Origin of the sequence: Saccharicrinis fermentans DSM 9555 = JCM 21142, assembly GCF_000517085.1 — a bacterium.
Lineage (GTDB): Bacteria > Bacteroidota > Bacteroidia > Bacteroidales > Marinilabiliaceae > Saccharicrinis > Saccharicrinis fermentans.
In genome coordinates this window covers 4572027-4596771 of the sequence record NZ_KI912107.1, presented here as the reverse complement: position 1 = coordinate 4596771, position 24745 = coordinate 4572027, and the positions used below count along the sequence as shown (strand labels likewise).

Annotated in this window: 22 protein-coding genes and 1 tRNA gene; 8 read left to right on the top strand and 15 right to left on the bottom strand. The window is 37.4% G+C overall.

Annotation, left to right across the window (positions count from 1 at the left end; all coding sequences use genetic code 11):
* Positions 1 to 211: 211 nt before the first annotated feature.
* Both CYTFE_RS31270 and CYTFE_RS28985 read right to left on the bottom strand, forming a co-directional pair.
* Positions 212 to 394 (bottom strand): transposase, encoded by a 183-nt coding sequence (locus CYTFE_RS31270; RefSeq protein ID WP_027473080.1) that lies wholly within the window; start codon positions 392 to 394, stop codon positions 212 to 214.
* Positions 395 to 465: 71 nt separating this feature from the next.
* On the bottom strand, positions 466 to 2484 hold the full coding sequence (locus CYTFE_RS28985) for a sensor histidine kinase (RefSeq protein ID WP_052343298.1): 2019 nt from the start codon (positions 2482 to 2484) through the stop codon (positions 466 to 468).
* Between the two features lie 275 nt (positions 2485 to 2759).
* Between CYTFE_RS28985 and CYTFE_RS0118750 the strand changes: the two genes are divergently transcribed.
* Positions 2760 to 2831: transfer RNA gene (locus tag CYTFE_RS0118750), tRNA-Arg, on the top strand.
* 113 nt (positions 2832 to 2944) lie between these two features.
* Here CYTFE_RS0118750 and CYTFE_RS28980 read toward each other — a convergent pair.
* From CYTFE_RS28980 to CYTFE_RS0118730, 4 genes are all read right to left on the bottom strand, one after another.
* Positions 2945 to 3757 (bottom strand): BT1926 family outer membrane beta-barrel protein, encoded by an 813-nt coding sequence (locus CYTFE_RS28980; RefSeq protein WP_027473079.1) that lies wholly within the window; start codon positions 3755 to 3757, stop codon positions 2945 to 2947.
* An 82-nt stretch (positions 3758 to 3839) separates the two neighbouring features.
* Positions 3840 to 5555 carry a coiled-coil domain-containing protein gene (locus CYTFE_RS0118740; RefSeq protein ID WP_027473078.1) on the bottom strand — a complete coding sequence of 572 codons (1716 nt, stop codon included), beginning with the start codon at positions 5553 to 5555 and terminating at the stop codon, positions 3840 to 3842.
* A 1465-nt stretch (positions 5556 to 7020) separates the two neighbouring features.
* Positions 7021 to 8571, bottom strand: coding sequence for an Rne/Rng family ribonuclease (locus CYTFE_RS0118735; protein WP_027473077.1), 1551 nt, complete (start codon positions 8569 to 8571; stop codon positions 7021 to 7023).
* A gap of 273 nt (positions 8572 to 8844) precedes the next feature.
* Positions 8845 to 9129, bottom strand: a complete 285-nt coding sequence (locus CYTFE_RS0118730; RefSeq protein ID WP_027473076.1) for an HU family DNA-binding protein — start codon at positions 9127 to 9129, stop codon at positions 8845 to 8847.
* A gap of 105 nt (positions 9130 to 9234) precedes the next feature.
* Between CYTFE_RS0118730 and mutY the strand changes: the two genes are divergently transcribed.
* From mutY to CYTFE_RS0118695, 6 genes are all read left to right on the top strand, one after another.
* Positions 9235 to 10317, top strand: coding sequence for an A/G-specific adenine glycosylase (gene mutY, locus CYTFE_RS27205; protein WP_200871404.1), 1083 nt, complete (start codon positions 9235 to 9237; stop codon positions 10315 to 10317).
* Positions 10318 to 10354: 37 nt separating this feature from the next.
* A complete protein-coding gene (locus tag CYTFE_RS0118720) occupies positions 10355 to 10864 on the top strand; it encodes a single-stranded DNA-binding protein (RefSeq protein ID WP_235208294.1) in 510 nt (169 codons plus the stop codon).
* Positions 10865 to 10886: 22 nt separating this feature from the next.
* Positions 10887 to 12242: a gliding motility-associated protein GldE gene (gene gldE, locus CYTFE_RS0118715; protein ID WP_044213894.1), complete on the top strand. Its 1356-nt coding sequence runs from the start codon at positions 10887 to 10889 to the stop codon at positions 12240 to 12242.
* A gap of 220 nt (positions 12243 to 12462) precedes the next feature.
* Positions 12463 to 13053, top strand: a complete 591-nt coding sequence (gene gldD, locus CYTFE_RS0118705) for a gliding motility lipoprotein GldD (RefSeq protein WP_027473073.1) — start codon at positions 12463 to 12465, stop codon at positions 13051 to 13053.
* 3 nt (positions 13054 to 13056) lie between these two features.
* Entirely contained in the window at positions 13057 to 13683 is a 627-nt protein-coding gene (locus tag CYTFE_RS27200) for a 4'-phosphopantetheinyl transferase family protein (protein ID WP_052343296.1), read from the top strand.
* A gap of 37 nt (positions 13684 to 13720) precedes the next feature.
* Complete coding sequence (locus CYTFE_RS0118695) at positions 13721 to 14452, top strand: phosphoglycerol geranylgeranyltransferase (protein WP_027473072.1); 732 nt, start codon at positions 13721 to 13723, stop codon at positions 14450 to 14452.
* A 707-nt stretch (positions 14453 to 15159) separates the two neighbouring features.
* On the opposite strand, the gene CYTFE_RS0118690 is transcribed toward CYTFE_RS0118695, so the two are convergent.
* The 7 genes from CYTFE_RS0118690 to CYTFE_RS0118665 form a co-directional block, all read right to left on the bottom strand.
* Positions 15160 to 15534 carry a transposase gene (locus tag CYTFE_RS0118690; protein WP_027473071.1) on the bottom strand — a complete coding sequence of 125 codons (375 nt, stop codon included), beginning with the start codon at positions 15532 to 15534 and terminating at the stop codon, positions 15160 to 15162.
* Positions 15535 to 15654: 120 nt separating this feature from the next.
* Positions 15655 to 15891, bottom strand: coding sequence for an ISAon1 family transposase N-terminal region protein (locus tag CYTFE_RS30890; protein WP_456153872.1), 237 nt, complete (start codon positions 15889 to 15891; stop codon positions 15655 to 15657).
* Positions 15892 to 16036: 145 nt separating this feature from the next.
* On the bottom strand, positions 16037 to 16525 hold the full coding sequence (gene tsaA, locus CYTFE_RS27195; protein WP_052343295.1) for a tRNA (N6-threonylcarbamoyladenosine(37)-N6)-methyltransferase TrmO: 489 nt from the start codon (positions 16523 to 16525) through the stop codon (positions 16037 to 16039).
* Positions 16526 to 16619: 94 nt separating this feature from the next.
* Positions 16620 to 17324, bottom strand: coding sequence for a UMP kinase (gene pyrH, locus CYTFE_RS0118680; RefSeq protein WP_044214372.1), 705 nt, complete (start codon positions 17322 to 17324; stop codon positions 16620 to 16622).
* A gap of 56 nt (positions 17325 to 17380) precedes the next feature.
* Positions 17381 to 18535, bottom strand: coding sequence for a diaminopimelate decarboxylase (gene lysA, locus CYTFE_RS0118675; RefSeq protein WP_044214373.1), 1155 nt, complete (start codon positions 18533 to 18535; stop codon positions 17381 to 17383).
* A gap of 13 nt (positions 18536 to 18548) precedes the next feature.
* The gene (locus CYTFE_RS0118670; RefSeq protein ID WP_027473068.1) at positions 18549 to 19859 is read right to left on the bottom strand and encodes an aspartate kinase; all 1311 of its coding nucleotides are present in this window, start codon (positions 19857 to 19859) and stop codon (positions 18549 to 18551) included.
* Between the two features lie 297 nt (positions 19860 to 20156).
* The gene (locus CYTFE_RS0118665; RefSeq protein ID WP_027473067.1) at positions 20157 to 21143 is read right to left on the bottom strand and encodes a type I phosphomannose isomerase catalytic subunit; all 987 of its coding nucleotides are present in this window, start codon (positions 21141 to 21143) and stop codon (positions 20157 to 20159) included.
* Between the two features lie 388 nt (positions 21144 to 21531).
* Between CYTFE_RS0118665 and CYTFE_RS0118660 the strand changes: the two genes are divergently transcribed.
* Positions 21532 to 22920, top strand: a complete 1389-nt coding sequence (locus CYTFE_RS0118660; RefSeq protein ID WP_027473066.1) for an IS701 family transposase — start codon at positions 21532 to 21534, stop codon at positions 22918 to 22920.
* Between the two features lie 513 nt (positions 22921 to 23433).
* Here the strand turns inward: CYTFE_RS0118660 and CYTFE_RS0118655 are convergent.
* Positions 23434 to 23862, bottom strand: coding sequence for a hypothetical protein (locus CYTFE_RS0118655; RefSeq protein ID WP_027473065.1), 429 nt, complete (start codon positions 23860 to 23862; stop codon positions 23434 to 23436).
* Between the two features lie 53 nt (positions 23863 to 23915).
* Positions 23916 to 24317 carry a GFA family protein gene (locus tag CYTFE_RS0118650; RefSeq protein ID WP_027473064.1) on the bottom strand — a complete coding sequence of 134 codons (402 nt, stop codon included), beginning with the start codon at positions 24315 to 24317 and terminating at the stop codon, positions 23916 to 23918.
* Positions 24318 to 24745: the final 428 nt, after the last annotated feature.

Sequence of the window (24745 nt, the reverse complement as noted above, 5' to 3'; positions counted from 1 at the left end):
AATAGGTTTTCCGCGTATCAAGTAAATATGCTGTGTCTAATACATAAGTAACTTATCGGGCATAAATTTTTGTTGACCTGCAAGGGGAGAACTTTACATCATCAACTCCCCTCAACAGTTTGCTAAATCCTTTACTTTTGTATTGCACCTGGATGATGTATTAGAACTACATGATGGGAATGGTTATGGATAAATTGTCACCCTCCATGTTTTAATTGAAGATACCCCCAAGCTCACACAGGTATTGCTTTCCTTCCTTTTTGGCCTGTTTGTAGTCTTTGTTGTCCTGATCAATAGCTTCCCATCGGTGTTGAATTCGTTTCTCCGGCACTACATCACAGGCTAATTTCTGAACATGAAAACGGTCGATTACCCTGCTAGCCTTTGAAAACATTTTTCATAAGATCCAACTGTTTAAACCTACACATTTTTAGGATTTAATTCTGTTCGTGTTAACACCACTGTTTAATGCGATACATCAGGTTGCACTTCACTAAGTGGCAGACGTACAATAAAAGTACTTCCTTTTCCCTGTTCTGACGCAAGCAGGATGGATCCACCAAGCATTTCAACAAAGGATTTAGTGATGGCCAAACCAAGTCCCGACCCTTCGTACTTTTTAGAAGTGGTAGTATCGGCTTGAACAAAGCGATCAAAAATTGTTGTTTGTCTCTCCTTATGAATACCAATACCGGTATCAATTACGGCCAATTCTACTTCCCTTTCATATTTTCTGCAGCGCAAAATAATACTTCCCTTTTCAGTGAACTTAATGGCATTGCGAAGTAGATTGGTCAAGATAGAGTTTATTTTATCAATATCAGTAAACATTTCCAACACACAATTTTCAGATTGCTTCACTATCAAATCAAGTCCTTTACTGGTTGCTTGCGGTAAAAAAAACTGATACAGATCACTAACCAAGGCATTCAGGTTCACTTTTCTTAAAGTCACCTTCATGGAACCCGTCTCTATCTTAGAGATGTCAATAATATCATTGATGGTATTCAGCATCCGTTCTCCACTTTTACAAATAACCTCCACAAATTTACGTTGATCATCCCCTTCCAATTCAGGATCCTTTAATAATTCGGCAAATCCTAATATACCATTCACAGGGGTCCTGATCTCATGGCTCATATTGGCCAGAAAAGCCGATTTTAAGCGATCATTTTCCTCTGCCATATCTTTGGCCTTTATCAATTGCTCTTCGGCTCTTTTTTTGACTGTAATATCCAAAAAACTCTCTAGAACATACCTCTTGCCATCTATTTCAAGAATCTGAGCATTCTTTAATACTGGTGTTTCACAACCATCCTTACATTTAATGGTCGTATCCATTCCGGTAAATTGAACTTGTCCATTTTCCCATACTGGGCAGTCCTTTGATTGCGATCCCTTAGGACAGATCACATCACAATATTGACCTACCAGTTCTTCCATGGCAAAGCCAGTAACATCACTGGTACGTTTATTAATACGGTATATTTTATAATCGTCTCCTATTAAAACAAATCCGCTGGGCATACTCTGTATTAAAGTATTCACCAATCGTTCAGAATCAGACAACTTTTTAGTCTTTTCAATATATGCAGATATATCACGCAGAATAACCTGCTGAGCTGCTCTTCCTTCAAACTCAATCGCTGTCACATTCACCTCAATAGGAACATTTACGCCATCCTTGGAGATTCCTACAGTCTCATAGACAGCATCCATCTTTTCTCCGAGTAATCTTTTGCGGTGAATTTCAATGATTCTTTCCCGCTCTTGACCAGGAGAAAACAGAAAGTAATCCTTCCCTACAACCTCCTCTTCAGCATATCCAAAAACTTTACTCAAAGCAGGGTTCATATACTTAATAATACCATCCTGAATGATAAAAAGAGAATCACTTAAAGAATCAACCAGCGACTTGTATTTCAACTCGCTCTTTTTTATCAAATAACGCTCCTCTTTTGATGTTTTCTGATCCTTTATATTAGCCAAAGCCAGACTAACGGAGCTGGCCATATTTCTGTATGTCTCCTTTTCTAATAAAACAGGTATGTCCTCATTGGAAATAGCCGAAAATAATAAGCCATAAGTTGTATGGTTGATCTGAAGTGGAGCAATAAAACAAGTCCAGTTTTTTTTACCGGGAACACACAACGGACAATCCATCATTGAATTCTCAAAGCTAATAAGCTTTCTTTTTTCAATGGCTACTTGAAAATACATAGGAAGCTTCCCCTTTACAACATCTGCTTTCAATAAATCAAGCCCATTAACACATCCGGCACTATACATATGTGTCATCCTATGGCCTTCATCCAACAAAATCATCCAAGAACAAAGATACCCCTTCGAACGAACCATAAGTTCGCAGACTTTACCAGCCAACTCACTAGGGTTCTTCTCTTCAGCCAGCAGTTGATTCATCTTACGCACCGTATCGAGCGTTACACGTAGGTAATGAACATTGGAATTATCACTTTTCCTCATAAACTCTGCTAGTAAATTGAATGATCATTTACATATAAAGATACAAATTCAAGCAAGCAATACTAATTATTCTTATAAACAATCGTAATTTAGTTCGAATCAAAAATAAAAATGAGACATCATCGGCATCTATTATTCGAACCAGCCAGCTCCACCACAAAAAAGAATAGATAGAAATCGCTCTTACGAGCCATTCAATATTTTATTAGTGAGATATACCAATAGGGTTGTTAAAATTGCGTTAATATTATATATTTGCATCGCCTAAAAAAGAAGGCCCCATAGTTCAAGGGATAGAACAAGTGTTTCCTAAACACTAGATACTGGTTCGAGTCCAGTTGGGGCTACAGCGACGCCGCAATCATTTTAATAAAATGACTGCGGCGTTTTTTTTACTGTATTAAACCAAAAAAGGCAGCCTATATAGGCTGCCTTAAGATTATATATTATCCTTTTTTATCTAAAATTTGAACCCAAGTTTAATAACTGGTTGAGATAAAAAGGAGAAGTTATGTGCATCGGCTTCCTGTGCATCTAGCCCAGGTTGCGGAAAAATAGTTTTCACTGCATACATATAAGATGCAACTTTCACTTCCATTCCGATAAATAAACCTGGAGCGATATAGTAATCTACACCACCATTTATACCCCCTCCGAAGGCATATGCTTCGCCTCTGCGGGTATCATAGGTGTCAATCACTTCATCATTAGAGTCCACTCCTCTAAAACCGTCAAAGATTTCCATTTGACTATAAACCCCATTTACTTCACCACCTAGATAAGGAAAAAGACGATTCACTTTAGTAGAGAAATAATAATCTGCACCAAGATCACCATACATTTCCATCGTTGTTTTCCCCTCCAACATAGAGTAAGAAGGAATAGAATAAGGCGAACTACTTCCGTCTACACTAACTCCGGGAACATAGTCTCTTGAAGGAACACCCGCCAAGGCACCACCTCCTCCAAATCTTAATGCTATATTGGGCGAAAGGAAATACTTCACTTCCACCCCAATGATAGAGATTGTTGCAGAAGGATCGTCTGTGCTTAAAGTAGGATAATCAATAACTGAGGTAGAACTTCCGTTAGCAATACGATTAACGTAATACCCATTTATTTCTCCATAATCCTTCAACCTACCAAACTTAAGCGATACTATTTTATCACCTGATTGCGGAGTATACTCTCCGTTTTGTCCCTCCATATTGGTTGAAAACCAACAAAGCACAAACACACAAAAAAGAGAATAAATTATATTTTTATTTTTCATCTGTAGCTAAATTTAAAGTGAAGAGAAGAATTTTTACATAAGCAGGAGCATCTATAAAGCTCCTGCATACTTCTTCTCGGTATTATTTAGCTAATTCAGCATCGATTAACGCCTTAACACTATCAGCTTCTTGCTGCTTAACTGCAAGTTTTTCTTCTTTTTGAGACAACTCTAGTTCTTTAACAGCAATTAATCCAGTCCATTGTGTAGAATTGATATCAAGAACTGCAAGTGCTTCCTCAATAGAAATGATCGCTTCTTTAGCATCGCTAATAGCCTCTTCAATCATTTCCTTGTTACCATCTTGAATAGTTGTAATATAATCTTCAAGATTGTCAATATCAGCCTGAGCTTCGGCTTTAGTGGCTTCAATGACAGCTTTGGCTTCAACCGCAGCATCATAAGCATCTGAGGCATTATCAAAAGCAAGTTCTTTAGCTATATACACATCTTTAGCAGCAAAATAAGCATTTCTTAAAGCTTCCACACCGGCTTCAGTAGTAGTTCCACCAATTTCTTCTTCGTAACCAGTCACTACTAGTTTAAGGAAGTCGATGATTAATTGTGCATCTTCTTTATCATCTGCATCAGAAGTAGAGCTTACAATATCTTCGTAAAAATCAATTTCTCTAAATAAATAAGATGTACTTCCACCTTCTGCTTTCAATCGAGCATTGGCAGCTACCATGTGTGACTCTTCCAATTCATAATCATAAGTAGTAAACAATTCTGCATCTACTTCATGTTCAACCGGATCGTTTCCTTCAAAGTCATCCACAACATCTTTAAGATCGGATGCGTAGTTATAAGCGTCAAATGCCTCATCCATTAAATACTCAGCGTCCATTTCATAACCTGATTTGGTAGTTAGGGCACCAATTGTTCCGTTCACATTGATGACATAATATTGTCCATCATAAGCTAAACGAGCATCAGACATGTTTTGAGCAGCAAGACGAACTTTATCTTCTTCATCTTCTAATAGTACATCTGTTTCTACGATACTTGCTTCTAATGCAGCAACTTCATCTTTTGCAGAAACAATTTCGGCGTCAATAGAAGATAAATCAGTAAGAACAGCTTCATAACGAGCCTGTAAAGCTTCTTGGTCGGCTTTATCAGCATTTTTTTCAGCGATTACTTTAGCCAATTCATCAATTAATTTTTCAGAATCACCGCCAATTGCATACAATTTATCCAATGCAATCTCTGCTGTAAGTCCTACAATTTCTTCCTGAAGATTAGTGATCTCTACAGTAAGCACATCGTAACGATCTACATAAGTTTCTAATACAGAGTTTTCAATTTCTTCTGCAGCCACTCTATCTTTAAGATCTTGCAAAGCCTCTGCTAAATCTTGTTGAGCTTCTGCTAAAACTTGCTCATTCACTAAGGCAGCTAATTCAATAGCGTTTTCAGCATCAGCCAAAGCCTTTTTTTGCTCAGCCAAGGTTACCTCTAATTGCGCTTCTAAAATAGCTATTTCTGCAGCATCACGCTCTGCTTGAATACTATTCTCAAGCTGTTTTGCCTCGTTTTGTAACACTTGATAATCTGCTTCTGCCTCAATAACTTTAGCCTCAGCAAGTTCAACTTGCGCTCTGGCATTATCATAGGCAGCTTGTGCAGTTGCAAGGATGGTTTCTGCTTCTGCCTTCGCATTAATCAATGCAGCCTGTGCTTGCCTCATGGCATATACACCATCAGACTCCTCATTATCAATACAACCTGTAAAGGTTAAACTTAAAGCTAATGCCGCGCTAGCAAAAGACACTAAATTACGTTTCTTCAGTCTCATAATTTTTTACTGTTAAAATTTAATTATCGTTAAACGGCTGCAAAAATAGTTTTTTAAGTTTTGACTTAAAGAGAACGAATTTAGTTCTGACAAAACCTAGAGTTATTATGGTTAACGTGCATTTTTACATGACTAGCGATATATATTCAATGACCAATGAAATTTGATTTCGAATACATTAGGTTAAACAGAATTTTACATGAATAAAGTAACAACTAGAAGATAATTATCAATAATTAATTTTTTTGAGGGATAAGCAGTTACAGGGTCAGTTCATAAATTTCTATCCTTATCACCACAAAGAATAATTTGACAAGTCCATAATTCTTATGATAACCACAATATGAGTAATATGCTTAATATGAGTATTGTAAAAACATGCGTCAATAACGCGTAGGCTGTTATTCACAGTGCTATTTTTAACAAATATTTAACAACTAAAAACTATTACGAACATTAGCATATAAGAGGTTATAAGAATGATTAGTATTCTTCATAAAACAAAACATTAGCTAAATAAAACCAGGTGAAGTATAAATTACAGCACTAAACTTAAAAAGCATAACTTTTTAATCGTGTTATCCACTCTTAATCAAAGACAAAAAAGGCTACCGGTGTCGTAATGTAAAAAACAGATTGCTTGGGGTCAGTGCCAAAAGTTGGGTGTAAATATTGGGTATAGTTGTCGTGCAAATATTTTTGTTAATCTGAATAAAAAGAACTTTACATCAACAACACCTCTGAATTGCCTTCTGAAATCCTTTATTTTGCAGTGAAAGATTCTGCTGCAGCATTGGTACTTCCGTTATCTGTAACTACTTGTATTTTGCTTGAAGTCATTTCAAGGTTGAAAATATTGTTACTGTATAGAGAGGATAACTTGATTCTTTTGATACATACCCTGCTTTTGCTGCTTATCGATATGTCCTTTTTACTCAGGAAAGTATATATTAAAAGGCCCTCATGAATAAGCTTCGCTAATTTATCATTGCCATAAAAAGGACCAAAAAGGTCTAGAACAATAGATCACTTCCTTCCCTACATCAGCTTTCCTTTCCGTCCGGCGCATACTTCCTTCCCTTCAAAACCAGCCGCACTACCACCTCAAGTGCGCCCAGATAAACTTCAAGACTCTGACAGCTTATGGCATTAGAATCGACTAATTTCTTTAAAAAAAGCAGCATACTCTTCGCTTATTCGAGTACCCTGCGCTATTACTTCCCAATTACGGCTTACCTTTTTCTTTTTACTATCTATCGTAATCTCTCAACCTCGTCGCCTTACCTTTAGCTTTACTAGCATATTACGAATAGGATAATCATCAATATAACGAGCTTCCATAAAGCCACTCGACCTATAGAGATAAGATTGGTATGATGATGGTATGATGTCTTTTTCTTCAGGTGTTAATTCCAACTGTTTATCGTAGATATGCTAGTTTGTCTTTAATAAAAAAAGGGTTGACCTAATGGTCAACCCTTTTTTCTTTATCTTCGGTGATCTTGAACTCTAAAAAACTTAATGAGGCGGAAGGAATCATCTTCAGTCCAAAACCGTATTTGAACTTCCATTTTAGAAAAACGGATGGGAAGCCTTTCGTTAGATACGCTCCCAGATAAGGATGAACCTTCAGGGTCAACTTTTTACTCTTTTGTCCTTCGACAGCTTTTTTTATACTGTCTTCCAACTTCTCTTCGAGTAGGATGGCGGGTGCAATTTTTCCTGTTCCATAGCAGGAAGGGCATGTCTCATCGGTTTCGATTGACAATTCCGGTCGTACACGTTGGCGGGTAATCTGCATGAGTCCGAATTTACTCAGCGGAAGGATGTTATGCTTAGTTCTGTCAGAAGTCATCGCTTCCTTCATTTTATCATACACTCTTTGCCTGTGTTCCGACTTTTGCATATCAATAAAATCGACCACTATAATTCCACCCATATCTCTCAATCTCAACTGCCTTGCAATTTCATCGGCAGCGGCAAGGTTTACATCCAAGGCATTATTTTCCTGGGTACTTGCATTTTTTGATCGATTTCCGCTATTCACATCAATAACATGAAGCGCTTCGGTGTGTTCGATAATAAGATATGCACCGCTTTTGAAGGAAACTGTTTTTCCAAAAAGCGATTTAATCTGTTTTTCAATTCCAAATTGATCAAATAAAGGGACGTCCCCTTTAAATTCTTTCACAATTTTTTCTCGATCGGGCGCAATCAAGCCCACATACTCTCTAACCTCTTTACACATTTCCTGATCAGAAATGTAGATGCTGTTAAATGAAGGACTCATAATATCCCTAAGAATGGCTGAGGTACGGCCAATTTCACCAACAACTAATGCCCGTGGCTTAAGATTAAATAATTTGGCAGTGGGCTCGTCCCAGCGACGGGTAAGGGTTTTCAACTCCTTATCCAGCTCGGCTACTCGTTTGCCTTCTGCCACAGTTCGGACAATAACCCCAAAATTCTTGGGTTTAATGCTAATCAACAGCTTTTTCAAGCGGTTTCGTTCTTCGGCAGATTTAATTTTCTGACTCACTGAAACCTTATCTGAAAAAGGCATCAACACTAAATTGCGTCCTGCAATGGATAATTCGGAAGTTAGCCTCGGCCCTTTCGTTGAAATGGGTTCCTTAGCTATTTGCACCATCACTTCCTGACCTACGGAGAGAACTTCTGAAATGGTACCGTTTTTATCGATATCCAGCTCAGCTTTCATTTTGTGTAAGGCAACGCCTCCCTTTTTAGTAGTCTTGGCTATATTAAGAAATTTCTTTAGGGTACGAAACTGGGGTCCAAGATCCAAGTAATGCAAAAAAGCATCCTTTTCGTATCCTACGTCAACAAAAGCAGCATTCAGTCCTGGCATAATTTTTTTCACCTTTCCCAGGTAAATATCGCCTACGGTAAACTGTACGTCGCCTTTTTCCTTTCTTAACTCTACCAATCTTCTATCTTCGAGCAATGCAATAGAAAGCTCGTCGGGAGATACATCAACAAATAGTTCTGCACTCACAATAGTAGGTATTTCAATAATAATAAGAACTTTTGTCCCGGCTTGTTTCCGAGAACTTTTTTTTATGCCCACATAAAACAAAGAACAAACAACGAAGAATACTCTTCTAATGTTTGTTCTCTATTATGTGTTCACAATAAGATGGGGAAGATTATTTCTTCTTCTTGTGCCTATTTTTTCTAAGCCTCTTTTTACGCTTATGCGTAGCCATCTTATGCCTTTTTCTTTTTTTTCCGCTTGGCATACTACAAAAATTTAACTATTAATAACCAATTACTTCACATTATTCTTCACCTTAGTAACGAAGCTTTTCGAAGGCTTAAACGCCGGAATAAAGTGTTTAGGAATAATGATAGTAGTGTTTTTAGAAATATTGCGAGCTGTTTTTTCAGCTCTTTCTTTTACAATAAAACTTCCAAACCCACGTAAATATACATTTTTTCCCTTAACTAACGAACCTTTTATCGTCTCCATAAAAGCTTCAATAGCCTTTTGAACTGTAACCTTCTCAATTCCGGTATCTTTTGAAATCTCGTTTACAATATCAGCCTTTGTCATCTCTCTTTAAAATTATTTAATTATCAACTAATTACATTAATTTTCTAAAATTCAGAATGCAAAGATATAACGAATTAGAAAAATAAAAAAACAAAAACTCTATTTTTGATAAAAATAATTGAGATGGGTAAATTCAGTAGTGACTTGATTTTGTGGTATAAAGAGAATAAACGCGATCTACCATGGCGCCGTACCAGTGAGGTATATAGGGTTTGGGTATCAGAAATTATACTCCAACAAACACGTGTAAATCAAGGTATAAACTATTATTTAACCCTTACCGAGGCTTTCCCAACCGTTCATCACCTGGCGCGGGCCAGCGAAGACGAGGTATTAAAACTATGGCAAGGATTGGGATATTATTCTCGCGCCAGAAACATGCATGCAGCGGCTAAATATGTATCACAGGAATTAAACGGCGTATTTCCTGACACCTTTGATGGCTTATTAAAGCTAAAAGGCATAGGACCGTATACGGCCGCAGCCATCAGCTCCATATGCTATAACCAGCCACATACGGTGGTTGACGGAAATGTATTTAGGGTGCTCACACGAATTTACGGTGTCGAAACCGCTATCAACACCTCCCAAGGAAAAAAACAAATCGAAGAACTGGCACAAAGCCTCAATGACGGTAAGGCGTATGGAGACTTTAATCAGGCCATCATGGAATTTGGGGCCTTGCATTGCACACCTCAACTACCTGCATGCCAATGCTGTATCTTCAGTGATACATGTTGGGCATTACAGCACAATAAAGTCCACCTTCTTCCCGTCAAAGAAAAGAAGTTACAGGTTAAAAAACGATACCTCAATTTTATAGTACTCTTCAACAAGGAAGAACAAACGGTCATTCAGCGTCGTAACCACAACGATATTTGGCGAGGTCTTTACCAGTATCCACTCATAGAAACCACGCAAGTCATCTCACCACAAAACCTACTGAACACCGACGAGCTCAGGGAGTTAACTGCACAACAGGACATACATCTCATTTCGGAATATTCATTCAAACACCAACTGACCCATCGTCGGTTAATCATTAATATACTAAACATTCAGATTCCTTCACTGGCACATTTAACAAGCCCCCAATACCAACTTATTAAAACAGATCAAGTAAACAAATACGCCTTTCCCAAGCCTTTAAGCAGAATATTTAACGAAACACCTAAACATCGTTTGTAATCGATAGGAACTTTTGTATTTTTATCCATCCAAAATAATGAATAAAATTATGTCTGTAAATAAGGTTATTTTAGTAGGAAATGTAGGAAAGGATCCTGATATAAGATATTTCGAAAACGACAGGGCGGTAGCTAACTTTCCCTTGGCAACAACCGAACGCGGATTTACAACCAGTTCGGGACAACAAATACCAGAACGTACCGAATGGCATAACATAGTTATATGGGGTGGTTTGGCAAAAGTAGCCGAAAGCTACGTAAAAAAAGGAACCCAGTTATATATTGAAGGCAAGCTCCGCACGCGTTCATGGGACGATAAGGACGGCAATAAAAGATATACTACTGAAGTATATGTAGATAACCTTCAATTGCTGGGTCGCAAATCAGATAACCCGGGCAGTCAGGCTCAAGCTGGTAATTACGGAGCTCCGGCACAAACGCAAAACCAACAGCCTATTTCTTCACCACCTCAAGCTCAGGCAGGTAGCAGCTCGGGTAACGATGATATTTTGGGAGAATCTTCCGAACAGGACGATCTACCATTCTAGTATTCACTTAATTTCTAAGTTCTTGGAAACAGACCTGATTAACTTATCCGTACTTCCATATTTTTCTATCGTAGAATTGCAGCCCTTAACCATAGGGACTTCAATTTCTATATTTGTATTAATAATTTTACTTGTCTTCTCGGCCTTGCTATCTGGTTCCGAAGTAGCATTCTTTTCTCTTTCTCCAACAGATCTGAATGATATCGAAGAATTGAACAACAAAAACGGACGACTGATCCTCAAACATCTGAAGTCACCGGAGCAACTTTTAGCTACCATACTCATTGGAAATAACTTTGTGAATGTTGGCATTGTGATTCTTTCGGCATTCATTAACAATTCCATCCTGAACTTTGGAGAACTGGAATGGCTAAAATTTGTGGTCGAAGTAATTGGCATTACAGCTATCATACTTTTTTTTGGTGAAATATTACCCAAAGTATATGCATCTCGATTCTCACGAAGTTTTGCAGAAACAATGGCCTATCCCATCTATCTACTAAAAGGCATTTTTAGTCCGCTAAGTGCCATATTGGTAAGCAGTTCCAACTTTGTTAACAAACGCATCGCCCGAAAAACAGGTTCTATTTCGCTGGATGATTTATCGCAAGCATTAGAAATTACAGGCGATGAGATTACCGAAGAAATAGAATTACTGGAAGGCATAGTAAAATTTGGCAATATTAGTGCAGCTGAAATCATGACCGCTCGTGTTGATGTGGTAGATATTGATATCGCTTCTGATTACAACAAAGTACTCTCGGTCATCGTTGAATCAGGCTATAGTCGAATACCCATTTTTGAAAATACACCTGATAATGTAAAAGGGGTACTGTATGTGAAAGACCTGCTTTCACATATCAATGAAGACAAAGATTTTGAGTGGCAAAAATTGATTCGTCCACCTTATTTCATTCCTGAAACTAAAAAAATTGATGACCTGCTGGAAGAATTCCAGCTCAGTAAAATACACATGGCCATAGTGGTTGATGAGTATGGAGGCACCTCTGGCATAGTTACACTGGAAGATATATTAGAGGAGATTGTTGGTGAAATTGCTGACGAAAACGATGATGAAGAATCGTTTTATGCGCGACAACCCGACGGTAGTATCCTTTTTGAAGGCAAAACACTGCTTAACGATTTTCACAAAGTAACAGAAATAGATGAAGATGAATTTGAAAAAATAAGAGGAGAAGCAGAAACACTTGCCGGCCTCATGCTGGAAATAAAAGGAGAAATACCGGATAAAAATGAACAGATCAAATACAAAAAATATGTATTTACCATCGTTTCTGTAGATTCAAGAAGAATACGAAAACTAAAATTTGAGGTTAAACCTTCAAAAGAAAAAAACAAATACCCAAAACACAACTAAACATTGCGTCAGGCATCCTTCATTCAATAATTTAAATGCATAAGACAAACCATGGAAATTATTTTACACACAGAGGGATGATTGGTTTCAGCGATTTCCATATGGCTATAAAGATAAATTATAAACAGATGAAACTGGCAAGGCCAGCACAAATAATTGAATACCTAGGCGAATGATTAAAAATTGTACTGGTTAGTAAGTTTCGTTAATTTTTAAAAAAATGAAAAATGTAATTATTATATTCGGATTAACATTCATGCTTTTCTTACTTTCGTGCAAACACCACGGAACACCAAAGCCAAGAGCTTACTACCGAATAACATTTCCGGCGCACGAATATCAGCCCCTGAATGAGGAATGCCCCTATCGCTTTGATGTTCCTGTTTATGCCAACATACTTAAAGACACCCGTTCGCATAATGCCGAAAAATATTGGTATAACATGGACTATCCCACATTAAATGGAACTGTTCACATCAGTTATAAGACAGTCAACAATAATATCAATGAATTACTAGAAGACAGTCGCAAACTGGCTTATAAACACTCCGTAAAAGCAGATGCCATTGGCGAGCGCCTCTTTGTTTCTGAAGAAAAGCGAGTATATGGTACCCTGTACGATATAAAAGGCAATGCTGCATCTTCGGTTCAGTTTTATTTAACAGATAGTACACAACACTTTGTTCGGGGATCACTGTATTTTGATGCCATTCCTAACAAAGATTCCCTAGCGCCTGTAATTAACTTTGTTAAAGAAGATATCTCTCATTTAATGGAAACCTTTGAATGGAAGGAAATGCCCAATTTTTGAAGAATGGCTCAAATATTTAAAAGAAATACAGAAAAGAAAGGTCTCGTGGTAGTTTGGAAGATAGAAGAAAGCGCTGACGAACTATTACAATACCTAAAGCTCAGAAGGCAAGATCTGGAAAGAGTTAAGTCATTCAAGCTCGAAGCCCGAAAGCAAGAATTTTTAGCTGCCCGCTGTTTAATTAAACAAGTATTAGGAGCAGAACCGGAGATAGATTATCTTGACTCAGGTAAACCCATTCTTAAAAACTCCCCATACAAAATCAGCATTAGTCATACCAAAGGCTATGTGGTAGTGGCATTTTCAGAAAATAACTTAACAGGCGTTGACATAGAACATCCATCTGACAGGGTAGCACGGGTATCCAAGCGTTTTGTTAGCTCACAGGAAGAAAGATTTATTCCCGACAACAAAAAAGTGGAGTATTATACGATAATGTGGTGTCTTAAAGAAAGCATGTATAAAATGTACGACAGACAAAATAGCATCTTTAATATCAACTTCATATGTCATCCCTTTAAACTGCAGAGAGAAGGAAAAATAAGCGCTACCTTTGATTTTGAAGAACGCCGAACCATGGACTTTGAATACCTCACAACAGAAGACTTTTATTTGGTTTATCATTGCTGAAATAACATACAGCAATACACAAATTTGACGCATTATTATGATACTATCTACCATACACGAAAAAATAAAAACTGGCCAGAAACTTTTTGCTGTCCTGATTGATCCGGATAAATTTCCACAGAAGAATCTATTAAAGATTATTACTGCCATGGAAACAGCCAGTCCGGACTTGATTCTGGTTGGAGGTAGTTTGGTAAACGACCGTGTTGAGATGGTAGTAGATGTGTTAAAGAACAACCTAAATATTCCAGTTGTCTTATTTCCTGGTAACCTCATGCAGCTTACCCCCCATGCTGATGGTATATTATTCATTTCTTTGATCTCAGGGCGAAATCCAGAACTTCTAATTGGTAACCACGTGGCTTCCGCTCCTTTTCTGAAAAAAACGGGCATGGAAATATTATCTACTGGTTATATTCTCATTGATGGTGGAACTATCACTTCGGTTGAGTACATGAGTCAAACACGCCCCATACCGGCTAATAAACCAGAAATAGCGGTAGCCACCGCAATAGCAGGAGAAATGTTAGGCCAACAACTTATCTATCTGGAAGGCGGCAGCGGCGCACAGAATCCAGTATCTGGAGAAATAATACAGGCCGTCAAAAAAAATATTTCGATTCCTTTAATCGTCGGAGGAGGACTAAATACCGTTGAAAAAGTAAAAACAGCATGCCAATCGGGTGCTGATATCATAGTGGTGGGAAATGCCTTCGAAAAAGATTTATCCCTATTAAAGAAATTTAAAGAGCTTATCCATACATTCTAATCTTCACACAAAGCACACATCACTTTACGCTTAACACGTCAGTCCCTTCTGATTTTAAGAGTCGGCCGTCCCGCTAATCCAGGGTCAGTGCCAAAAGTTGGGTATAAATGTTATTTATAGTTATCATGCAAATATTTTTGTTAATACGAACAAGAAGAACTTTACATCAACAACACCTTTGTATTGTCTTCTCAGGTCCTATACTTTTGTATTGAAAGATTCTGTTGAAGCATTGGTACTTTCGTTATCTAATTGAGAGCAATGTTTCTAACTTATATGATAATTTTCTTTGCTTTTGAAACTTCCGTTAATGTCCTTTTTATCATTGCCATAAAAAGGACCAAAAAGGTCTAGAACAATAGATCACTATCTGCCCTGCATCAACTTCCCTTTCCGTCCGGCGCACACTTCCTTCGCGCTAGGCCAACAGCACTACCTCCTCAAGTGCGCCCAGGGAAGCTTCTCGCCAACGCCGGCCCCGGGGCTATTGTTCTGGCCAACACTGCGGTCTTTTTACTGATTGTTGTGTGTTTAAAATGGGAATTATTCATTCATTGAGAGTTATTGAATATGGTTATGGATAAGTTGTAAAGACTTTCGTTATACTTGAAATTATTATTGAAATCGAATATCAACATATTTAATTACAAACTATTAGCTTCAAAGTATCAGTGCCAAAAGTTGGGTGTAAATGTTGTTTGTAGTTGTCATGCAAATATTTTTATTAATCTGAATAAGAAGAATTTTACATCAACAACTCCTCTGAATTGCCTTCTGAAATCCTTTACTTTTGCATTGAAAGATTCTGCTGCAGCATTGGTACTTCTGTTATCGAAGAAATTAATGATGTTCTGAACATGAAAACGGTCGATTATCCTGGTAGCCTTTGAAAAACATTTTTTAACAATTTGGTTCATGCTATATGCCATATCTAACGTCACTTCCTTAACTATACGCCGTTGCTCGTCAGTGAAATTTTCTTTAATCAATTTGATAATATCCACGGCATGCTCCAGTTGGTTCCAATCAGTATAACCACTCAGCTTATTCTTGTACTGGCGCTGAAAGTTACGACCATTCACGCCCAGATAAACTTCAAGACTCCGACAGCTTATAGCATTAGAATCGACTAATTTCTTTCAAAAAAGCAGCATACTCTTCGCTCATTCGAGTACCCTGCGCTATTACTTCCCAATTACGGCTTACTTGTTTCTTTTTTTACTATTAATCGTAATCTCCCAACGTCGTCGCCTTACCTTTAGCTTTACTAGCATATTACGAATAGGGTAATTATCAATATAACGAGCTTCCATAAAGCCACTCGACCTATAGGGATAAGATTGGTATTCTGATGGTATAATGTCTTTTTCTTCAAGTGTTAATTCCAACTGTTTATCGCAAATATGCTTTCCGCTTGAAGATTTTCTATAGGATACGATCTGGAAATAATCTAATATCCCTTCTGGTAAGAATAGAGCCAGTAGCTCCGATGATAGTTCTTCTTTCTCAATTTATTAAATCCGTTTCTATTTAACAGCTAAACAGATACTTTTTTTTAACAGACCCAACTTTTTTGCGTGATCCCTAATCCACAAAGCGATCATCAGATTTTGTTTTAAAAACAATACTTTGATCTTTCTTCTCTAGCCAGCCAGATGTAGCATCCATACGATTGTCTGCCTGCCTAAAAAAAGGCTTTATATCCAGCAAAGGCGTTTCATTGAGCATATCCACTTCTCTTACAAATAATTTATTGCCCTCTACCCTTTCCAATTTAACGGTTGATAAACCTATCGCATTAGGACGTTTGGGAGAACGTGTTGCAAATACACCGTGCGCTTTGTCATCCATATAAGGCACTACAGATAATTGATGACCAGTGACTTTATTCAGGTGATAAATTAATGTAATATGAGAAAAACCATCCATATCCTTCAAACCCTCAACAAATTCATCATTAATCAAGATATATCCTTGTGCATCTTTAGCACCTGAAGGTTGAATAGGCATATTATCCAAAGATTGATACGGAGTATAAATAGTACCAATGTATTCAAAAGTAACATGATTCATGCGTTTATAATTTATATTTGTCGCATTAAACTCATCGAAAATAACCCTACACCTTGCGTGTAAGGCAATTTTCATGGCTCATTTCATCCCCCTTTTAATTCTTAACCAATGTACCTATTTTCTCACCTTTAATCACCTTAATCAAGTTACCTGGTGTATCCATATCAAAAACCACAATAGACAAGTTATTTTCCTTGCACATAGTAGTAGCAGTCAAATCCATCACTTTAAGTCCCCGGTCATAGATTTCGTCGAAGGTGATTTCATCAAACTTGGTAGCATTAGGATCTTTTTCCGGATCAGCGGTGTAAATACCATCCACGCGTGTACCTTTCAGCATTACATCGGCTTTAATTTCAATCCCTCTCAACGACGATCCTGTATCAGTTGTAAAATAAGGATTTCCCGTTCCTCCGGAAAGGATTACCACCTCACCATTTTCCAATGCCTCAATAGCTTTCGGCTGCGAATAAAACTCTCCCACGGGCTCCATCTTAATGGCAGTGAGCACTCTTGCCTTTACCCCTACATTGTTCAATGATGATTTTAAAGCCAGACTATTAATGACAGTAGCTAACATCCCCATTTGGTCACCCTGATAACGATCAAAACCCTTGGCTGCACCACTTAATCCACGAAAGATATTTCCACCACCAATCACGATTCCCACCTGTACTCCCAAATCTGAAATCTCCTTTATTTGTAGCGCATACTCTTCGAGTCTGTTATTATCAATACCGTAATTTTGCTCCCCCATTAGCGACTCACCACTTAGCTTCAGTAATACTCTTTTATACATATTTTGAATCTTAAAAAAATTTGAACGGCCTAAAGCTACACAAAGAATTTATCATTTTAAATCAAATCTGAATATACCGCTTTAGGTAATTCTCTCAAATTATATTGATTGGCCATGACCTCACCATATGCTCCCGCCGAACGAATAGCGATAAGATCTCCCCTCTCTGTTTTTGGTAATGTTACAGCCTTACCAAAGCAATCTGACGATTCGCAGATAGGTCCAACCACGTCATATTTATACTCTTCTTTATGAGATGTCTGGTTTTCAATTTTATGATAAGCCTGGTATAATGCGGGCCGTATTAAATCGCTCATTCCTGCATCCACAATGGCAAACTGAGTATGCACACCATCCTTCACATACAATACCTTACTCAGTAAGGTTCCACACTGACAAACCACCGAACGGCCCAATTCAAAGTGCACCTCTTGTCCTTCTTGCAAATCCAAAAAATCATCAAATATTCCAAAGAACTTTTCAAAGTCAGGCATCGGATTCTCATCAGGATTTTCATAATCCACACCAAGTCCACCACCCACATTAACTATTCTGGGAATATTACGACGCTTCACAAAGCGCTCCTGTAATTCATTCACTCGGGTACATAACTGCTTAAATGAATCTAAGTCATTTATCTGTGAACCAATATGAAAGTGGATACCTACAAACTCAATGTTATTCAGCTGATCTACCTTATCCAACACTTTTTCAAGATCCCATATATATATACCGAATTTATTTTCTTCGAGACCAGTGGTAATATATTTATGTGTATTGGCCTGAACATTTGGGTTGATGCGTAAAGCAACTTTAGCCGTTTTATTCATTCGTTTTGCTATTTCATCTATCACCTCCAATTCAGGGATAGACTCCACATTAAAACAACCAATATTATTTTCCAAGCCGACAATGATCTCCTTATCGGCTTTACCAACTCCTGCAAAAACAATTTTATCACTGGGAAAACCTGCTGCCAACGACGCTATCACTTCGTTACCACTCACACAGTCTGCCCCAAAACCATAGGAATGGACTCGTTCTAGAATACGTTGATTTGCATTGGCTTTAACGGCATAATGAATATGATAACCATACTTGTCGGCTTCTCGCTTGATCGTTTCAAGTGTAGTGTCCAACAGCTGCATATTATAATAATAAAAAGGTGTTTCCACCTCATTCAATGTCTGAAAAGGAAATGGATTGCTCATCTGCACAATCTGATTAAAACAGGTTATCACTCAAGGCAGCTAGTGCCTCTTTTTTATAATTCTCGCTAATTAATATAGATACATTGTGGTCACTTCCTCCGTATGAGATCATATGGATCGGAATTCCCTGAAGCGCATAAAATATTTTATTAGCATACCCCACATTATCGGCCACTAAATCTCCTACCACACATACTATCACCTGATTAGTATCCACCTCTACGGTACCATACTTTTTCAGGTCGCTCACAATATCATCCAAGTGTTTATTTTCATCGATGGTAACTGATACACCTACCTCCGAAGTAGTAATCATATCGATAGGTGTTTTATAAGTTTCAAAAATCTCAAAGACCTTACGCAAAAAACCATAAGCCAACAGCATACGTCCTGACTTAATTTTGATAGCCGTAATATTATCCTTAGCAGCCACTGCAGTAATCCTGTTTTTTTCCTGTCTGGAAGAAATCAGGGTACCATGCGCCTCTGGTGCCAGTGTATTCAATAATCTAACAGGAATATTACTAAGCTTAGCTGGTAATACACTGGTAGGATGTAAAATTTTGGCGCCAAAATAAGCCAGCTCTGCAGCCTCGTCAAAGGATAAATTGGCAATGGAATGCGTATTCTCCACAAAACGAGGATCGTTATTGTGCATGCCATCTATATCAGTCCAAATTTGTATTTCTTCGGCGCCAATAGCAGCCCCAATCAAACTGGCTGTATAATCACTTCCCCCACGCTGAAGATTATCTATCTCACCAAAAGCATTACGACAAATATACCCTTGCGTTATATATATATCTTTACCCGCATTATTCTTGAGAGCCTTACTACAATGCTCCTTGATATACAACATATCCGGTTCATGCTGCTTATCAATACGCATAAAGTCTAAGGCACCTAGCAACATAGCGCTTTCACCTTTCTCTTCAAGATAGTAATGAAACAATGCCGTGGAAATCAATTCTCCTTGCGCTAATATGGCTTTTTCTTCAAAAGAAGTAAACATATCAATGGTGAATGATTTAATATAATCGAAATGAAACTCTATTAATTCTTTACCCTTTTGCTTGAACTCCTGGGTAGTGTAGAGCTCTTCTACTACGGAATAATATTTTTGTTCCAAACCATTGATTAACTCATTAGCTCCTTCTATATTACTCTTATACAAGTAATTGGTTATTTCTACCAAACTATTGGTGGTGCCCGACATCGCAGAAAGAACAACAATCTTCTGTTGTCCATTACAAATTAAGTCAGCAACTTCTTTCATTCTGGTAGCAGAACCCACCGATGTTCCCCCAAATTTTAATACTTTCATTTTAAAATTAAATAAGAGACTAAAAGACAAGATACGATTGTGAAAAACTTTATCTGATAGACTAGTTGATAGTTGACAAAATTAGAACTTTCTTTTTACAAAACGACAGAAGTAATATTTTAAAACAACAAAATAACAAGATGTTAAATTCTTAACAAACAACTATTTTTTTACACAAATAATCTATCATCTAACTCACACCAAAGCGTACTGCATTTACATACCCACAAAACTCAATAAAAACGCCCGGCATGCACATACCAGGCGTTTAAATAAACCAATAACAAGATCAGTAACTTATACTTCTTTGATGTATACTTCCAGGAGTTTAGCATCCCCGTCCGGTTCAATAGTAACACCATCGATGGCAGCAGGGATTAACACTGTTTCTCCTTTGGTAATTGTTTCTTTTTCTCCGTTTGTACACATTATTTTTGCACTACCACTAACGCACATATATACTACAAAAGAGTTTAACAAATAAACATCTCGTTCAAACGCTTCGTTAATATGCAATAAATTGGTCACAAAATATTGACATGAAGCCAGATTCACCGCTTCATTTTTCTTGGCACTATATGACACTTTTTCATTGGTATCTTTATAGTCAATGGCATCTAAAGCCAGATCGGTATGCAACTCACGGGTATTACCTGCACTATCCTTGCGATCATAGTCATAAATACGATAGGTTACATCAGAAGTCTGTTGTATCTCGGCCAACAGTACTCCAGCACCAATGGCGTGAACATTACCGGCTCTAATAAAGAAAGTATCCCCCTCACTAACTTCATGAGATTTTAACAAAGACATCAACTTACCATCGCTTAATGCTTTGAGATATTCTTCTTTGGTAGATTCTTTTACGAAACCAGAAACCAACTGACTTTTGGGTTCTGCTTGCAATACATACCACATTTCCGTTTTCCCAAAAGCATTATGGCGCTCCTTTGAAAGCTTATCATCTGGATGCACTTGAATAGACAAGTCGTCATTGGCATCAATAAATTTGAACAACAAGGGAAATTCATTGCCAAACTTGCTATAAATAGACTCCCCTACCAGGTCTCCCATATATATTTCTATGATTTCCTGAAGGTTGTTACCTGCCAAAAAGCCATTTGAAACCACCGAAATATCACCTTCTACTCCAGAAAGCTCCCATGATTCGCCCAGTTTTTCAAGCTCGCTTTTTTTATCTAATGTTAATTTTAATTTATCGCCTCCCCATATTTTATCTTTTAAGATAGGCGTAAACTTAATAGGATACAATTTTGTGTTCATAATCGTTTTTTGTTTAGAGACTACAAATTAACAAAAAACTAACCACGCACGCATAACAAAATCATGCCCAATAATGGTATTTTAGTCCACTAAACCGTTATTTCCTGAGATCATATAACTAGTAATTCTCTAAAGAGCATAATAATTTCTATTCGTTAATTATGTTTTTTTCTCTTTAAGAGCATCAAATGATAAAATAATGAAGCACTTGCAGCTAAGATTAACACAACAGCTAACCATCCCGGAATAGTCACAAAAAAACGATCAACTAATTCTACTTTAACAGATTAAAATGATCACTGAAAAAACGATAATTTAGTATTGTTTTTCTTTCGTAATAAACAGTAAATTAGTATATTGCAATTGAAACAAAGAACAAAACTCAAGTTTGCAATGGGTAACGGGCGAAAAACTTAAAAAATATACGAATAATGGTAAAACACTGCTAGCGGTCAACAACCGACTTGAAGTGTATTTATCTGAATTTCAGCACCATTTTAAAAATAGAACAAAATCCAACTTCGACAAAGCTACTCAATACGTCGAAGGTCTAGCTTTAAGCGATTTGAAAAACATCGAACGCATCACTGAGACATTAAACGCAGACTACCATAAGATGCAGCATTTTATCACCGAATCCAATTGGGATGCAAGAGCTGTCATCGACCAAATAGCAAATCAGGTAGACCAATCACTCCCAAACCAAAAATTAAAAGGATTACTCATAGACGAAAGCGGATGGGTGAAAAAAGGTGACAAAAGCATTGGTGTTGATCACCAGTATTGCGGGAACGTTGGGAAGACTGCAAACTCGCAGGTTGCAGTTTTTGGTTGCTTGTGCACGGACAAATATGCAGCGTTGGTCGACACGAGACTGTACCTTCCAAGGTCATGGTGTACTAACAACGCCAAGTGTGAAACTGCTGGCATCCCCAAAGAGGACAGGGTTTTCAAGACAAAACCGGAGCTGGCTACAGATATTGTGAAGCACCAACTGGAAATGGGTATCGAGTTCGATTACGTTGGGGGGGATGGACTTTATGGCAATGACCTTGCGTTTACCCGTTCGGTTGAGGATATGGGTTTGGTGTACATGCTTGACATTCATAGCGATCAAAAAATCCACCTTGAAAAACCAGAACTACATATTCCAGAGCGAAAGAGCAATCGTGGGCGCCCACCCAAAAGGCCGAAGGCAAGCACCCCATCGGTAAACGCTAACGAATATATAGAAACGCTTACAAACAAGGACTGGAAAAAGCTTGACATTCGTGATTCTGCCAAGGGAAAGCTGAAGGGATTGTTCCATTTTAAGACAGTTTACATTTGGGATAAGGTTCAGAACATTGTTGAGAAACGGTTGCTGGTCATTTCGAAAAGAAAGACAAAGCAGGGAGTAGAAATAAAATATTCGTTCACTAACGCAGAACTTGCTCAATACACGCATCAGGCGCTGGCATACATGCAGGCACAACGCTTTTTCATTGAGCATAGCTTCAAAGAGCAAAAACAGATAGTGGGCTTGGATCAGTTCCAAACCCGCAAATGGCTGTCATGGCATCACCAAGTAGCCCTCAACTTAATGGTGGGCAGCTTTATGCTGAAAGAAAAACTATTGAATCAAGACGAAGTCCCATTGTTGTCGGCAAGAGACATTATGGATTTTATGGTATACAAATTTTATCGTGAAATGACCGATGAACGGATGCTGGAAAAACTGCAGCAGCGACATGAAAAGCGACAGCGTGACATAGACCTCTGTTATTCAAAGCAATAAATCTGTTAAAGTAGAACTAATAATGTTCCGGAAGAAATTCCAAGTGCTAATATTAAAAATAATAAATTCTGTGTATTCATATCACTATATTAAAAATTATTTTTTCTAATTTATTTTCGTACTATTACCTAAGATAGAACCACATACCTTGCTTACGTCTAATTAATCACAAAAATAATAATTTTTAGATAAACTACCTACACACCCTTCATCAAGCCGTACATGAAGGTTTAGTGACGGGAAACAAATATCATAAGTGCTCATGATTTTTCAATTCCCTCATACGGCTTACCAATAGAGTTCTTCATATATTTATAGTAATCCCTCAGTGGAAATATGGAGCTCGTCAAAACAATTCATCTCCCTATGTATAAAACAATTATCATTACTCGTTTCATATAAACCTACCCAACATATGTATAATTCATTGGCTTAATGAATCACAAGTGCTTTCTCTTCATATTTGAACAAAGATATAGCGATATTTTGAATCAGCTACTTGATAAGTTATACCTAATAGGCCAAAGCCAGAACTAATATTAACGTTATATTCACTTCTTTAAAGTAGAACCCCTTTCTTATGCAGCATTTTGTTGTCAAGTTACTCAAAAGTTGAAGCAGGATACAACCTATAATTAACCAATTCGTCAATGTTTCAGCTATAACCGTAAGCATAAAAGCACCCAGATAAAAAATCGTCAAGCCATTTGGACTCTCTTTATTTGAAAGTGTAATCTCATTGCTATTTACCCAAGGAAACCAAACAACAAAATACCAACCACTATTTAAAATCATTGAAATCGCCATTCCAACAATTCCACTGATAACATTAGTTAATGCACTTACTCCATAGATTTTCTTGTTAAACCAAACCTGATTAAACAACTTAGTCAAGATTAAGCACGCTATCAAAATGACAAATGCCATAAAAAGCACTCCCATCGGTATATCAATTTATACAAAAAAAAGAGCACAAATTTCTTGACATCTATTTCTTATTCAGGGAAACGTTCAAATTTCTTTATTTCTTCCAACGAAACATCCCAACTTGCTTTGTTTGAGATAAAAATATGTGCAGAAGGTCGTTTTTCCAATTTTGTATCTAAACATCCTGCCGGAACTACTAAAAGTTCGCCATTCATTTGTAAATTAGGCAGGGCTGAACCACAATTTGTACAAAAGGCTTTCACATGGTTACTTTTATGTGGTTGAAATATTTTAATTTCAGTTTCCGTTTTTATCCATTCTAGTTTAGCAGTTGTAGAAAACAAATTTGCAGCATGAGCAGTCCCCGTGTCTTTCCTACAATATCTACAATGGCACAAATAAAAACTCTCAAAGTCGCCTATAACTCTAAATTTAATCCCTTTGCATAAACAAGAACCCAAGTATTCCATTTAATAAGTCTCTTTTCAAAATTATGATTTTAGTCGAAATCCTTTTCTCTGTATTTTCCTTTTTTTGGTTTACACATTCCAGCTCGATAGCTTACGACTATCTTTACTTCCAAAAATAACAATAAAAAATAAATGATCAGCACCCCCTTCGTCTAACCTCACCCGGAGCTTTACTCGCTGTATTTAAAAATCTTAAACTCATAACTTTCAAGTCGAAAGGTTTTTCAGGCATCAAGCTTACCCACCAACGTAAGCCCCATGACAATAGTTCTGGTCAACCCTACGGCCTTTTAAACTACGAATAATTGTAAGCTATTTTAATACCACCCTACAACAAAAAACACCACAACCAACAACATAAACCTTGGTAACCAAAAAGAAAAAATCCCCCCCACGTTTGTCGGGGATTTTCTTGTCTAATTAATAAA